The organism is Luteimonas sp. S4-F44 (assembly GCF_022637415.1).
Taxonomy (GTDB): Bacteria; Pseudomonadota; Gammaproteobacteria; order Xanthomonadales; family Xanthomonadaceae; genus Luteimonas.
Genome location: NZ_CP093340.1, coordinates 1,761,032 through 1,775,738, shown reverse-complemented (window position 1 = coordinate 1,775,738; position 14,707 = coordinate 1,761,032). Strand labels below are relative to the sequence as shown.

At 70.1% G+C, this 14,707-nt stretch carries 14 protein-coding genes; 13 read left to right on the top strand and 1 reads right to left on the bottom strand.

Annotation, left to right across the window (positions count from 1 at the left end):
- Nucleotides 1-87: 87 nt before the first annotated feature.
- Entirely contained in the window at nt 88-765 is a 678-nt protein-coding gene (gene flgA / locus MNO14_RS08035; protein WP_241946158.1) for a flagellar basal body P-ring formation chaperone FlgA, read from the bottom strand.
- A 106-nt stretch (nt 766-871) separates the two neighbouring features.
- On the opposite strand from flgA, the gene MNO14_RS08030 reads away from it, so the two are divergent.
- From MNO14_RS08030 to MNO14_RS16665, 13 genes are all read left to right on the top strand, one after another.
- Complete coding sequence (locus MNO14_RS08030; protein WP_241946157.1) at nt 872-1,831, top strand: chemotaxis protein; 960 nt, start codon at nt 872-874, stop codon at nt 1,829-1,831.
- A gap of 78 nt (nt 1,832-1,909) precedes the next feature.
- Nucleotides 1,910-2,317 (top strand): flagellar basal body rod protein FlgB, encoded by a 408-nt coding sequence (flgB, locus tag MNO14_RS08025; protein ID WP_241946156.1) that lies wholly within the window; start codon nt 1,910-1,912, stop codon nt 2,315-2,317.
- A gap of 3 nt (nt 2,318-2,320) precedes the next feature.
- The gene (flgC, locus tag MNO14_RS08020; RefSeq protein WP_183426912.1) at nt 2,321-2,728 is read left to right on the top strand and encodes a flagellar basal body rod protein FlgC; all 408 of its coding nucleotides are present in this window, start codon (nt 2,321-2,323) and stop codon (nt 2,726-2,728) included.
- On the top strand, nt 2,728-3,396 hold the full coding sequence (locus MNO14_RS08015; RefSeq protein ID WP_241946155.1) for a flagellar hook capping FlgD N-terminal domain-containing protein: 669 nt from the start codon (nt 2,728-2,730) through the stop codon (nt 3,394-3,396). Before flgC ends, MNO14_RS08015 begins: the two co-directional genes overlap by 1 nt.
- Nucleotides 3,397-3,435: 39 nt before the next feature.
- The gene (gene flgE, locus MNO14_RS08010; RefSeq protein WP_241946154.1) at nt 3,436-4,659 is read left to right on the top strand and encodes a flagellar hook protein FlgE; all 1,224 of its coding nucleotides are present in this window, start codon (nt 3,436-3,438) and stop codon (nt 4,657-4,659) included.
- Between the two features lie 141 nt (nt 4,660-4,800).
- Nucleotides 4,801-5,550: a flagellar basal body rod protein FlgF gene (locus MNO14_RS08005; RefSeq protein WP_241946153.1), complete on the top strand. Its 750-nt coding sequence runs from the start codon at nt 4,801-4,803 to the stop codon at nt 5,548-5,550.
- Between the two features lie 160 nt (nt 5,551-5,710).
- Complete coding sequence (gene flgG, locus MNO14_RS08000; RefSeq protein WP_241946152.1) at nt 5,711-6,496, top strand: flagellar basal-body rod protein FlgG; 786 nt, start codon at nt 5,711-5,713, stop codon at nt 6,494-6,496.
- Nucleotides 6,497-6,503: 7 nt separating this feature from the next.
- Nucleotides 6,504-7,202, top strand: a complete 699-nt coding sequence (gene flgH, locus MNO14_RS07995; RefSeq protein ID WP_241946151.1) for a flagellar basal body L-ring protein FlgH — start codon at nt 6,504-6,506, stop codon at nt 7,200-7,202.
- An 8-nt stretch (nt 7,203-7,210) separates the two neighbouring features.
- On the top strand, nt 7,211-8,329 hold the full coding sequence (locus tag MNO14_RS07990; protein WP_241946150.1) for a flagellar basal body P-ring protein FlgI: 1,119 nt from the start codon (nt 7,211-7,213) through the stop codon (nt 8,327-8,329).
- Between the two features lies 1 nt (nt 8,330).
- On the top strand, nt 8,331-9,464 hold the full coding sequence (flgJ, locus tag MNO14_RS07985) for a flagellar assembly peptidoglycan hydrolase FlgJ (RefSeq protein ID WP_241946149.1): 1,134 nt from the start codon (nt 8,331-8,333) through the stop codon (nt 9,462-9,464).
- Between the two features lie 15 nt (nt 9,465-9,479).
- Nucleotides 9,480-11,354: a flagellar hook-associated protein FlgK gene (gene flgK / locus MNO14_RS07980; RefSeq protein ID WP_241946148.1), complete on the top strand. Its 1,875-nt coding sequence runs from the start codon at nt 9,480-9,482 to the stop codon at nt 11,352-11,354.
- Complete coding sequence (gene flgL / locus MNO14_RS07975) at nt 11,351-12,553, top strand: flagellar hook-associated protein FlgL (RefSeq protein WP_241946147.1); 1,203 nt, start codon at nt 11,351-11,353, stop codon at nt 12,551-12,553. Before flgK ends, flgL begins: the two co-directional genes overlap by 4 nt.
- A gap of 507 nt (nt 12,554-13,060) precedes the next feature.
- On the top strand, nt 13,061-14,554 hold the full coding sequence (locus tag MNO14_RS16665) for a flagellin (RefSeq protein WP_305879411.1): 1,494 nt from the start codon (nt 13,061-13,063) through the stop codon (nt 14,552-14,554).
- Nucleotides 14,555-14,707: the final 153 nt, after the last annotated feature.

Below are 14,707 nucleotides of genomic sequence, written 5' to 3'. Positions count from 1 at the left end.
GTGCGTGAATGGGTTCGTGGACGGTATCGGCCGCCGTCCGCGGAGCTTTAGCGCCGATCGGCGCGCGGTGTCGGGTCGCCGCATCGGTCAGCGTCCGACGACCACATCGCCCGACGGGTCGACGATGCCCTGCACCACCCGGCGCGAGGACAGGTTCTCGACGCTGACCCGCTCGCGCTCGCCGGCGTCGCCGAGTGCGCGACCGGCCATGCGCACCTCGATGCCGGCCTGGCGCGAGACCAGGGCGATGGTGTCGCCACGGCGCACCAGCCGCGGCGCCACCAGGTCGCCTGCGGTCAGCACGCTGCCGGCGAGCAGTGTGCGGCGGGCGCTGCGACCGATGGCCTCGGCGGGATCGGCCACCGCGGCGCCGGCCACACGCGCGCCGTCGCGGCGTTCGGCAATGAGGTCATCGGCCGCGATCGTCTGACCTGCAGCCACGCCGCGCGCCAGCACCAGCACGGTCTGGCTGCGCCGCACGCGGACCGGCACGTACAGCCGCCAACCGGCCGGGCAACTCACCTCGACGGTAGCGCCGCCGCTACGGGTGGCTTGCAGCGGCTCGGCGCAGCGCGGCATGCGCAGGGCCGGGTCGAGCGCGGCCTCGGCCTCGCCGCCTTCGACCGCCGACAGTGCCGCCAGGCGGATCGCGTCGACCGATTGGAAGGCATCCGACGCCACGACCGAGACGGCTGCGGCGCATACCAGCAGCGCGGCGGCCAGGCGCCAGGCCGTTCTGGCGGGACGCAGCAGGCAGGCGGTCATGGCGGGGCTCTCTCGGACGAACAGATAGTGCCGGCGATGCAAGCGGCGTGCCGGCGTGCATCGACCTTCGGCTCAAGTCGCCGGCCCCCGGGCCGATACCGCAGGCATGTCGCAGGATCTGCTCGACCGCATCGACCAGCGTACCCGCCTCGCCGGCCACAACCGGCTGGCGCTGCTGCTGTTCCGTCTCGGCGGACGTCAGGTTTTTGGCGTCAACGTGTTCAAGGTGCAGGAAGTCCTGCGCCGACCGCATCTGTTCCGGGTGCCGGGACTGCCGGCGCAGTTCGCCGGCGTCGCCGACGTGCGCGGTCGCAGCGTGCCGGTGCTCGACCTGGGGGTCGCGATCGGCCATCCCGAACGCAGCGACGATGCCCCGCCCGGCTACCTGGTGGTCACCGAGTTCAACCGCTCGGTCCAGGGCTTTCTGGTCAGCGGGGTCGAGCGCATCGTCAACATCGCGGTCGAGGACGTGCACCCGCCGCCGGACCTCGGCGCCGATGGCGGCTATCTGACCGCGGTCACGCGCTACCAGGGCGAGTTGATCCAGGTGATCGACGTGGAAAGCGTGCTGGCCGACATCTCACAGGCGCGGATGGACGCCGATCTGTCCCCGGACTACGCGCTGCCGGCCGACGCGCCGCCGATGCAGGTGCTGGTGGTCGACGATTCGCGGGTCGCGCGCCAGCAGATCCGCAGCGTGCTCGACCAGCTCGGCGTCGGGGTGACGCTGCTGTCCGACGGCCGCCAGGCGCTCGACCACCTGCTGCAGCTGCATGCGGCCGGCGAGCCGCCCTCGCAGCGCTACGCGATGATCGTCTCCGATATCGAGATGCCGGCGATGGACGGTTACACGCTGACGACGGAAATCCGTCGCCACCCCGGCCTGGCCGATCTGTACGTGCTGCTGCACACCTCCTTGTCGGGCGTGTTCAACACCTCGATGGTGCAAAGCGTGGGCGCGAATGCGTTCGTCGCCAAATACAGCCCGCACGACCTCGCCGACGAGGTGCTCAAGCGCCTGCATGAGGTCGCCGACGCGGCTGGCGGACGACTCGTCGCCGCCTGAGCCCAGCCGCGGCCGCTGCGCCGCAGGCCTTGGCACGCCGCTTGCACGGTCACCGGCGAACTCCGCCGGAGGCCGACCATGTCCAATCCGATCTCGTCCTATCTCGGGCTGCAGGCCGATGCGCTGCCGCTGCGCGAGCAGCGGATGAAGCTCATCGCCAGCAACCTGGCCAACGCCGACACGCCTGGCTTCCAGGCACGCGACCTCGACTTCAACGCCGCACTGGCCGCCGCCGCGCGCACACGCGAAGCCGGTGGGCAGTCGCCCTTGCGCGAGCGCGCCGACCACATCCCGCTGCCGGGCGCCGACGCCTTGGCGCCATTCGAGGTCGCACGCGCCGCCGCCCAGGCCAGCCTCGACGGCAACAGTGTCGATCCCGATGCCGAGCGCGCCGCCTACGGCCGCGCGGCGCTGGAGTACCGCGCCTCGCTGAGCTTCCTCGAATCCAAGGTCCGCACCCTGCTGACCGCCATCACCGGACAGTAACCGATGAGCAACCTGCCGATCTTCGATGTCGCCGGTTCGGCCATGCAGGCCCAATCGGTCCGCCTGAGCACGCTGGCCAGCAACCTCGCCAACGCCGACTCGGTCGCCGGCTCGCCCGAGCAGGTCTACCGGCCGCTCGAGCCGGTGTTCCGCGCCAGCGCGCATGCCAGCGACCCGGCGCTGACCGGCGTACAGGTCGCCGGCATCGTCGAGCGCGACACCCCGCCGATCCAGCGCTACGAACCCGGTCACCCGCTCGCCGATGCCCAGGGCTATGTGTACGCGCCCGATGTCGACCCGGTCTCGCAGATGGTCAATCTGATCTCCGCCTCGCGCAGCTACCAGGCCGGCGTGGAGATGATGAACACCGCCAAGGAACTGGCCGTCGCCACCTTGAGCATGGGCCGCTGATGAGCACGATCTCCGGCGACATCGCCAACAGCCTCGGTCTGGGCGGGGGCGGCCAGGCCGCCGACAAGAAAGACGCCGCGCTCGGCCAGGCCGATTTCCTGCGGCTGATGACCGAACAGCTCAAGCATCAGGACCCGCTCAAGCCGATGGAGAACAGCGCGTTCCTCGGCCAGTTGGCGCAGTTCTCGACCGTGCAGGGCATCCAGGACCTCAACAGCTCGGTCGACGGTTTCGCCAATGCGATGGCCAGCGACCAGTTGCTGCGCGGCGCGAGCCTGGTGGGCCGTGATGTGGTGCTGCCATCGGCCAAGCTTGCGCTGCCGAGCGAAGGCAGCGCAACCGGCCTGGTCGCGGCCCCGTCGACCGGCATCGTGAACTTCGACGTCACCGATGCCAACGGCCAGGTCGTGCATCAATTCAGCGTGCCGGCCACCGCCGCCGGCGAGGTTGCGTTCGCGTGGGACGGCACCGATGCCGCCGGCAACCGGCTGCCGGCCGGGACCTATGGCATCGCCGCGCGCCACCTGGCCAGCAGTGGAGAGGCCTCGGTGCTGAGCACCTATGTGCGCGCCCGCGTCGACAGCGTGTCGGTCGGCAGCGACGGCCTCTACCTCGACCTCGACGGCCTGGGCACCGCGCCAATCGGCTACGTGCTGCGCGTCAACTGACCGCCCTTTCATTCGCGCCCGACCTCAACGGAGTCCGCCATGAGCTTCAATACCGCCCTGTCCGGCATCAACGCAGCCAATGCCGACCTCAACGTCACGGCCAACAACGTCGCCAACGTCAATACGACGGGTTTCAAGGAGTCGCGCGCCGAATTCGGCGATCTGTTCTCGCGCACGTCCTACGGGCTGGCCCGCAATGCGATCGGCTCGGGCGTGAAGCTGAGCAACGTCGCCCAGCAGTTTTCCCAGGGCAACATCACGCCGACCGGGCGCAACCTGGACATGGCGATCGACGGCGAGGGCTTCTTCACCCTCAACAAGAACGGTGCCCGGCTCTACAGCCGCGCCGGCAACTTCCAGGCCGACAACCAGGGCTACATCGGCACGCCGGACGGCGCCCGTCTGCAGGTCTATCCGCCCAGCGCCAACGGCACCGGCTTCGACATCGGCCGCGTCACCGACCTGCAACTGCTGACCACCGACAGCCCGCCGCGCGCCACCACCGCAGTGAACCTAAAGTTCACCCTGCCCGGCAACGCGCAACCGCCATCGATCGCGACCTTCGATCCGGGCGAGCCCAACAGCTACACCGCCTCGAGCGGCGGCGTGACCGTGTTCGACTCGCTGGGCGTGAGCCACGTGCAGACCTCGTACTTCGTCAAGACCGACGTCGCCAACGAATGGCAGGTGCACACCTACATCGATGGCGCGCGCGTGGGCGATGTCGCCACGCTCGCCTTCACCGACAACGGCGCGCTGGCCACGCCCGCCGACGGCCGCATCGTGCTGACGCCGTTCGCGCCGGGCAACGGGGCCGGCGAGGTCGCGGTGACGCTCGATGTCAGCGGCTCGACCCAGTACGGCAACGGCTTCCAGCTACGCGACAACCGCCAGGACGGCTACGCGGCCGGCAAGCTCGACGAGATCAGCATCGCCGCCGACGGTGTGGTGTTCGCGCGTTACTCCAACGGTGCCGATGCCGCGCTGGGCCAGGTCGCGCTGACGACCTTCGTCAACCCGCAGGGGCTGCAATCGCAGGGCAACAACTTCTGGGCCGAAAGCTACGACTCGGGCGCCTCGCGCACCGGCGTGCCCGACAGCGCAGACTTCGGCCAGTTGCAGGCCGGCGCGCTGGAATCGTCGACCGTCGACCTGACTGAGCAGCTGGTCAACATGATCGTCGCCCAGCGCAACTTTCAGGCCAACGCACAGATGATCTCGACCCAGGACCAGGTGACGCAGACGGTCATCAACATCCGTTGATCACAAGGGCCGGGCCACTGGTGGCGCGTGAGGGGATGACGCGGCGCGCTGCGCACGTTCCGCCCACGCCCGCCCCGCCCCGACCGTCGATCGCCCCGCGTTTCTCGGCTCCCCACTTCCTCATCCTCAGGCCCGGCCTTTATGGATAAAGCCCTCTACGTCGCGATGAGCGGTGCCCGCGCCACGCTACAGGCGCAGGGCACGGTGGCGCACAACCTCGCCAATGCCGAGACCGCCGGCTTCAAGGCGGCATTGGCCAATACCCAGAGCTACCGCGTGCCCGGCGGCGAACACGCCTCACGCATCGACGCCATGCACATCGACCAGGGCTTCGACAGCCGGGTCGGTGCGCAGCGGGTGACCGGCAACGCGCTCGATGTCTCGCTGCGGCCCGACCGCTGGCTGGCGGTGCAGTCGGCCGACGGCGGCGTGGCCTATACCCGCGCCGGAAATCTGGCGCTAACCCCGAACGGTCAGTTGGTGACCGGCGGCGGCCACCCGCTGATCGACGAGAACGGTCAGCCGCTGGCGCTGCCGCCGCACCAGGCGTTGGACATCGGCGAGGACGGCACGGTCTCGATCGTGCCGCTCGGCGAAGGCCCGCAGACGCTGGCGATCGTCGGCCGACTGCGCGTGGTCGAGGCCACCCCCGACCGGCTCGCGCGCGGGCTCGACGGGCTGATGCGCAGCACCGATCCCCAGCAACCGCCGGCCCAGGCCGTCGGCAACGTCATGACGACCGGCGCTCTGGAAGCAAGCAACGTCGACGCCGCCGGCGCCCTGGTGCAGATGATCCAGCTGCAACGCCAGTTCGAAATGCAGGTCAAGCTGATCCAGCGCGGTGACGACAACGCCCAGGCCGCCAACAGTTTGCTGCGCCTGGGCGGCTGACGCTGAGAACCGGGGTCAGAGTGCAATTTCGTCGTCGTGGCAAGACGACCCGATCCCGTCGCCTCGAAATTGCACTCTGACCCCGGTGTTAGAGACCGGTGGCACGGGGATTGCATCGCTGATTGCGGACGGCGCGGTGCGCCGCATCGAGGACACGACGATGAACCAGGCACTGTGGGTGGCGAAGACCGGGCTGGATGCGCAGCAGACGCGCATGTCGGTGGTCTCCAACAATCTCGCCAATACCAACACCACCGGCTTCAAGCGCGACCGCGCCAATTTCGAGGACCTGCTGTACCAACAGGTGCGCCAGCCTGGCGGTGCCAGCTCGGCGCAGACGCAGTTGCCGACCGGGCTGCAGCTGGGGACCGGGGTGCGCGTGGTGTCGACGGCCAAGGATTTCCAGCAGGGCAATCCGCAGCAGACCGGCCGCGCGCTCGATGTGATGGTCAACGGCCGCGGGTTCTTCGAGGTGCTGCTGCCCGACGGCACGTCCGCCTACACCCGCGACGGCAGCTTCAAGATCAGTCCGCAGGGCGAACTGGTGACCAACAGCGGTTTCGCAGTGCAGCCGGGCATCCAGATTCCCGAGGGTGCACAGGCGATGACCATCGGCCAGGACGGCACGATCACCGTGCAGATGGCCGGCGAGGGCCAGGCGCTGGAGATCGGCGCGCTCACGATCACCGACTTCATCAACCCCGCGGGCCTGCAGGCCCGCGGCGAGAACCTGTACCTGGAAACGACCGCATCGGGCCCTGCGCAGAACGGCACGCCGGGCCTCAACGGCCTGGGTCTGATCGAACAGGGCGCGCTGGAAGGCAGCAACGTCAATGTGGTCGAAGAGCTGGTCAGCATGATCGAGACCCAGCGGGCGTACGAGATGAACGCCAAGGCGATCTCGACCACCGATTCGATGCTCGGCTATCTGAACAACAACGTCTGAGGCCGTCATGCCCGTCCGTCCGCATCCGGCGTCGCGCGCGCTCGCGCCGCTCCTCCTGACCGCGCTGCTCGGCGGCTGCGTGGCGGCCGGGGACGTCCGTCCCTACCCGCCGCTGGCGCCGATCCAGCCGGTCGTCGCAGCACCGGCATACGCGACCCAGGGCGCGATCTACCAGACCGGCGGCGGTGGGCTGTCGCTGTTCGCCGACAAGCGCGCGCGCGAGGTCGGCGACCTGATCACGATCCAACTGGTCGAAAGCACCATCGCGCAGACCAACGCCGCGACCCAGGTCGGCAAGGAAAGCAGTGTCGCGATCGCGCCGCCGAATCTGTTCGGCGCCCCGGTCACGATCGGTGGGCGCGAGGTGCTCGGCGCCAGCGCCAGCGGCAAGCGCGATTTCGACGGCAACGGCCGCAGCACACAGAGCAATCGCCTGCAGGGCAGCATCACCGTCACCGTGGTGCAGCGCCTGCCCAATGGCAATCTCGTGGTCGAAGGCAGCAAGGAGTTGCGCCTGAACCAGGGCAACGAACTGGTGCAGGTCCAGGGCATCGTGCGCCCGGCCGATATCGCCCCCGACAACAGTGTGCCTTCGGGCCGCGTCGCCGACGCACGGATCGTCTACGGCGGCCGCGGCGCGCTCGCCCAATCCAACGCGATGGGCTGGCTCGGCCGGTTCTTCAATTCGCGGCTGTCTCCCTACTGAGTCCCGTCATGCGCCCTGCCCGCTTCCGCCCGTTCCTCGTCGTCGCGCTCGCGTTGTGCGCGTGCCTGCCTGCCTGGGCGCAGGAGCGCATCAAGGACCTGGCCACCGTCGGCGGCGTGCGCGGCAACGCACTGGTCGGCTACGGCCTGGTGGTTGGCCTGGATGGCAGCGGCGACCGCACCAGCCAGGCGCCCTTTACCGTGCAGAGCCTGCGCAACATGCTCAACGAGCTCGGCGTGACCGTGCCGTCGAACGTCAATCCGCAGCTCAAGAACGTGGCCGCAGTCGCGATCCACGCCGAGCTGCCGCCGTTCGCCAAACCCGGCCAGACGATCGACATCACCGTCTCGTCGATCGCCAACGCGGTTTCGCTGCGCGGCGGCACATTGCTGATGGCGCCGCTCAAGGGCGCCGATGGCCAGGTCTACGCGATCGCCCAGGGCAGCCTGGTCGTCGGCGGCTTCGGCGCGCAGGGCCGCGACGGGTCGCGCGTGTCGGTCAACATCCCGAGCGTGGGCCGCATCCCGAACGGCGCGATGGTCGAGCGCGGGGTCGCAACCGGGGATCTGGGCGACAGCGGCGAATTGACGCTCAACCTCAACCGCGCCGATTTCAGCACCGTCGCCAACATGGTCGCCGCGCTCGACGCACGTTTCGGTCCGGGCACGGCGCGCGCAGTCGACGGTGTGACCGTCGCGGTGCGTGCACCGTACGACCCGGCGGCGCGGATCGGCTTTCTCGCGCAGGTCGAGAACGTGCAGCTGGCCGCCGGTTCGGCACCGGCGAAGGTCATCGTCAACGCGCGCACCGGCACGGTGGTCATCGGCGCGCAGGTCAAGGTGCTGCCGGCGGCGATCGCGCACGGTTCGCTGAGCGTGACCATCACCGAGAGCGTGGACGTCAGCCAGCCCGAGGCCTTCGGCCGCGGCAGCACGGTTGTGGCGCCACGGTCGGACATCGAAATCGGCCAGGACGGCAGCCGCATGTTCAAGTTCGCCGGCGGCACCTCGCTCGATGAGATCGTCCGCGCGGTCAATGCGGTCGGCGCCGCGCCCGGCGACCTGATCGCGATCCTCGAGGCGCTCAAGCAGGCTGGTGCGCTGCGCGCGGAGCTGGAGGTGATCTGACATGCGCATCGCCCCAACCCCCATCGCGCTTGCGCCCGGCCAGCGGCCCGACGCCGGCCGCATCGACGAGGCCGCACGCCAGTTCGAAGGCGTGTTCGCGCAGATGCTGATCAAGAGCATGCGCGATGCGAGCTTCGGCGATGCGCTGTTCCCCGGCGAGAATCAGCTTTACCGCGACCTCTACGACCAGAAGCTCGCCAAGTCGCTGACCGACGGGCCGGGACTGGGCTTGGCCAAGACCATCGCGCGGCAACTGGGCGGCACGCAGGCCGCGCCGACGCTCGACACGCGGCTGGACCCGAGCGCGCCGCTGTCGCCTGCGCACGCCGCCCCTGATGAGCACTCCCTGCTGCCCGAGACGCTAGGTGCGCGCACGCTCGACCTGATCGCCGGGCGCACGCCCGCGCCCGACGAGACCGCGAGCCCGGCCTCGCCAATGGACGGCTTCATCGATCGGCTGCTGGCGCTTGTGCAGCCCGCGGTCGACGCCGCAGGCGCGGCCGCCACCGCGTTGGTGCCGGGTGCGGCTGCGCTGGACAGCGCCGCGCGCGCGGCTGCCGACCGGCTCGGCACGCGCACGCCCGAAGGCTTCGTCGCCTCGATCTGGTCCCACGCGCAGAGCGCGGCGCGCGAACTCGGCGTCGATGCCCGGGCGCTGGTGGCCCAGGCCGCGCTCGAGACCGGCTGGGGGCGGCGCATGATCCGCCAGGACGATGGCGGGACCGCGCACAACCTGTTCGGCATCAAGGCCACCGGCTGGCAGGGCGAACGCGTCACCGCGACCACCCACGAGTACCGCAACGGCGTACGCCGCGACGAGCGCGCGCAGTTCCGCGCCTATGCCTCGCCGGCCGAGAGCTTCGCCGACTACGTGCGACTGCTCAAACAGAACCCGCGCTATCGCCAGGCGCTCGAGTCGGGCGGCGACGTGCGCCGCTTCGCCAGCGCGTTGCAGCAGGCCGGCTATGCCACCGATCCGCGCTACGCCGACAAGATCAGCGCAATCGCCAACGGCCCCACACTGGGTCGTGCCCTGTCGACGATCGCCGAGGTCGCACGCGAGGCCGACGACGCCGTGCACCCGTTCCGCTTCGCCGGCGCCGACGCGCCCGGCCAGGCATTTTCCCGCCGCTAGTCGCCAGGACCCGTCATGGCCAACGTCCTCACCACCGGCACCAGCGCGCTGATCGCGTTCCAGCGGGCGCTCTCGACCGTCGGCCACAATGTCGCCAACATCAAGACGCCCGGCTACAGCCGCCAGCAGGTCGAGTTCACCACCGGCACGCCGCAGGACGTCGGCGTGGGCTACATCGGCAGCGGCACTCGGATCAGCGACATCCGCCGCGTCGCCGACGACCTGGCCAATGCCCGGCTGATCGACAGCGGCGGCGAACTGGCCCGCCTGCAGCAGCTCTCCACGCTCACCGGCCGCGTCGACAGCCTGATGTCCGAGTCGGCCACCGGCATCGCCGGACAGTGGTCGAACTTCTTCGACGCGGTCAGTGCGCTGTCGTCCAAGGCCTCTGCATCGGCCGAGCGGCAGAGCCTGCTCGGCGACGCCAAGGCACTGACCTCGCGCTTCCAGCAGTTGCACGGCGAGTTCGGACGCTTGGCGACCGAAGTCGACAACGGGCTGGTCGCCGGTGCCGCCGAGGTCAACCGGCTGGCCGGCCAGATCGCCCAGCTCAACGCGCGGATCAGCAGCGCCACGACCGCCGCGCCCGACCTGCTCGACCAGCGCGATCAACTGATCACCGAGCTCGTCGGCTGGACCGGCGGCACCGCGGTGCCACAGGATGGCGGCGCGATCAACGTGTTCTCCAGCGGCGGCCAGGCGCTGGTCGTCGGCGCGCAGGCCTCGCGCCTGACCACCGTCTCCGACCCCTACCGGCCCGAGCGGCAGCAGTTGGCGCTGCAGGGCGCCGGCCAGACGGTGCGCATCGACGAGCGCGCGATGGGCGGGCGCCTGGGCGGGCTGCTTGAATTCCGCAGCCAGGTGCTGGACCCGACCCAGGCGGAACTCGGCCGGATCGCACTGGGGCTGGGCATGCGGTTCAACGCCGGGCACGCCGCCGGCGTCGATCAGACCGGCGCACCCGGCGGCGACTTCTTCAGCGTGCCCGCGCCGGTGGTCTCCGGCCACACCGCCAACACCGGGTCGGCGCGGCTGTCGGCCAGCGTCGCCGACCTCGCCGCAGTTGACGGCCGTAACCTGGTCGTGCAGTGGCGCGACGGTGCCTGGTCGGCCAGCGATGCGGTCACCGGTGCTGCGGTGCCGGTCACAGGCACCGGCACCGCCGACGATCCGCTGCGCGTGGGTGGCATCGCGCTGGTCGTCGACGGCGCGCCCGCGCAACAGGACCGATTCCTGCTGCAGCCCACCGCCCAGGTCGCCGGCGGGCTGGCGGTGGCGATCACCGATCCGGGCCGGATCGCCGCCGCAAGCGCGGTGCGTGTGGATGCCGCACTCGACAACCAGGGCACCGCCAAGCCGTCGGGTCTGCGCGTGGACGATGCCCAGGCGGCCCTCACCGGCCCGGCCAACATCGAGTTTCTCGACGGCGACCAATACATGATCGACGGCGAAGGGCCGTTCCCCTACACGCCGGGCGCGCGGATCGAGGCCAACGGCTGGTCGTTCGTCCTCGACGGCGTGCCGGCCGCGGGCGACACCTTCACCGTCGGTCCGACCGGCGCCGGCTCCAGCGACAACGGCAACGCCGCCCTGCTCGCCGGGCTCGACGACCTGCGCCTACTCGATGGCGGCAACGTCAGCCTCAACGGTGCGATCTCGGGGCTGACGTCCGCCGTCGGCTCGACCGCGCGGCACGCGGCCTATGCCGCCGAGGCACAGGCGGTGGTGCACACGCAGGCGCAGTCGGCCCGCGACAGCGTCTCGGGCGTCAATCTCGACGAAGAAGCGGCCAACATGCTGCAGCTGCAACAGGCCTACCAGGCCGCCGCGCATATCGTGTCCACCGCCGACACCCTATTCCAGTCGATCCTGGGAGCCGTTCGCCGATGAGCCACCGCATCTCCACCAGCATGCTCTACCAGCAGTCGATCGCCTCGCTGCAATCCAAACAAGCGTCGCTGGCACGTCTGCAGCAGCAGTTGGCCACCGGCCAGAAGCTGCTGACCGCCAAAGACGACCCGGTCGGCGCCGGTGCCGCGGTCGGGCTGGATCGCGCACTCGCCGAACTCGAACGCTTCGGCAAGAACGGCGACGCCGTGCGCCATCGGCTGGGCATGCAGGAAAGTGCGCTGACCCAAGCCGGCGATATCATGGGCCGGATCACCGAGCTGACCGTGCGCGCCAACAGCGCCTCGCTGTCGGACAGCGACCGCAAGGCGATCGCCATCGAGATCACCAGCCTGCGCGACAGCCTGCTGGAAGTGGCCAACAGCCCCGACGGCACCGGCCGCTACCTGTTCGGCGGCACCCAGGACGGCAGCCCGCCGTTCAGTCGGGTGGCCGGCAGCGTCGCCTATGGTGGCGACCAGACCCAGCGCCAGGTCGAGGTCGCGCCGCAGTTGTTCGTCGCCGACACCGCGCCCGGCAGCGAGATCTTCCTGCGCGTGCGCACTGGCGATGGCCGGGTCGATGTCGCGGCGCAGGCCGGCAACACCGGCACCGGCCGGGTCGGCAGTTTCTCGGTCGCCGATTCCTCGCGCTGGGACGGCGGTCAATACCGGATCGCGTTCGGCGAAGACGGCACCTACGAGGTCCTCGATGCCGCAGGCGAGGTCGTCGGCAGTGGCACGCATGTCGACGGCGAGGCCATCGACGTCAATGGCGTCCACGTGGTGGTCAGTGGCGCGCCGGCCGACGGCGATACTTTCGAGGTCGGCCCGGCCTCGACCCGCGACGTGTTCGCGACCATCGACCGCCTGCTCGGTGCCCTGGCGCTCGACCCGACCACCGACGCACAGCGCACCGCGCAGCAGAACGCGCTGCAGGGCGCGATGCGCGACATCGCCACCGCGCAGGACCACCTCATCGACGCCCGCGCCGCCGGCGGTGCCCAGCTGTCCGCGCTCGATGGCGCCGACAGCCTGCGCGACGCCCAGGGCCTGACGATCGAGACCACGCTCTCGGGCCTGCGCGACCTCGACTATGCCGACGCGATCGCACAGTTCAATCTCGAAAAGGTCGCGCTCGACGCGGCCCAGCTGAGCTTCGTGCAGATGCAGCGCCTGTCGTTGTTCGACCTGCTGCGCTGATCGGACAGCCTCGTCGCGCACCGCGCGGGTAGGCACGCGCAGGCGGAATCGCCCGCGTGAGGTGACCGCGCAAACCGCACGTCACGTCACGTCCCGGCACACGCCCGCCTTCGGCACGCTCGCGGGCGTACAGCCGCGCTCGCCGCACGCACGGCGATGTCGCCCGATGCCGATCTGCCCCAGGCCACGTCCGGACGACAGCTGACCGCACACCGCGACACCCCAGCCCCACACCACGCGGGTGTTCTCTTGTCATGCCGCCCGCGCCCGGCATCGGCGCGGGCATCGGCAACGCCTCTTCGGCGCGCAATGGCAGCGGGCCGGGCCACGGGTCCGCAGCGCGCACGCGGGCCCGCCACCTCGATGAAACGACGAAAGCCCTAAAGCCCGGCCCCAGTGCGCCGTTAATGGACTCAGCAGAGGACAGGGCCGGTGAGACGGCAAGCCCCTGCGGAGCCACCCGGCAAGGCCCTGTACCGCCGGATTCCCTCATCCAGGAGACCAGCAATGTCCGTCATCAACACCAACACCATTTCACTGAACGCTCAGCGCAACCTGTCGACCAACAGCGCCAGCCTGTCGACGACGATCCAGCGCCTGTCCTCTGGCCTGCGCATCAACAGCGCCAAGGACGACGCCGCCGGCCTGGCGATTTCCGAACGCTTCAGCACCCAGATCCGCGGCGCCAACCAGGCCGCCCGCAACGCCAACGACGGCATTTCGCTGGCACAGACCGCCGAAGGCGCACTGGGCGAGATCGGCAACAACCTGCAGCGCATCCGCGAGCTGTCGGTGCAGTCGCGCAACGCCACCAACTCCGACACCGACCGCGCCGCGCTCAACGCCGAAGTCCAGCTGCTGAAGTCCGAGATCCAGCGCGTCGCCGAGCAGACCAACTTCAACGGCAAGAAGCTGCTCGACGGCAGCTTCCAGAATCAGGCGTTCCAGGTCGGTGCCAACCAGGGCCAGACGATCAGCGTCGCGCAGATCGCCAACGCCAACATCAGCAAGCTCGGCAACTGGAACGAAGCCGCCACCGCGGCCACGGTCACCGGCGTCGCCGCGACCGGCGGTGCGGATGCGGGCGGCGGCGCCGCCACGCCGGGCACGCTGACCTTCGACACCGCCGGTGTCGCCGATCCGGAAGCGGCGTTCACGTTCTCCGTCAACGGCACCGAGGTCGAGATCGCCGCGGGTGCCGGCCGTGACGCCGAGGCGCTGGCGACCGCGATCGCTGCGGGCATCACCGACCAGGCCGCAGGCCTGACGGCCACCGCCGCCGACGGCGTGGTCACCTTCAGCAACGCCTCCGACGCCGCGGTCGCGCTGACCGGCGCGATCACCGGCTCGGTCGCCGCGCAGACCGAGGCGGGCACCTTCACCGCCGGCAGCTTCACGCTGCAGGGCGTGCTGCCGTCGGGCGACAGCTCCGAGGCGATCACGATCAGCTACGGCGCCGCGGGCAGCGCGTCGGAGCGGGCCAGCAACCTGGTCACCGCGATCAATAACCAGAGCTACAACACCGGCGTGACCGCCGCGCTCGACGACAACGGCAATGTCGCCCTGTCCTCGGCGAACGGCAACTTCACGATCGGCGCCAGCGCGGGCGACGATGCCGCCGGCCTGCTCGAACAGACCGGCCTGGCCGCCGGCGCGACGACGAACTTCGCCGAAGGTGCTGCCGCCACCGGTTTCGCCCAGCTCGACATCTCGTCCGAGCGCGGCGCCGAGAACGCGATCCTGGCGATGGACGCCGCCCTGAACTCGGTCAACTCGGCCCGCGCCGACCTGGGCGCCGTGCAGAACCGCTTCAGCTCGGTCGTGGCGAACCTGCAGACCGGTTCGGAGAACCTGTCGGCCGCGCGCAGCCGCATCGTCGACACCGACTTCGCCAAGGAGACCGCTGAGCTGTCGCGCACGCAGATCCTGCAGCAGGCCGGTACCGCGATGCTGGCGCAGGCCAACCAGATCCCGCAGAACGTGCTGAGCCTGCTGCGCTGATCGCGCCGCAGTTCCCGCACTGAGGTGGACCCAGGCCCGCCTTCCGGCAACGGAAGGCGGGTTTCGCGTTAAGGAAGACCGCACTGGTCGAGGGCGCGGCGCTGGCACGCAATGTGCATGGTCTGGATCGACTCAAGCCCGGCGCGCGTGCGC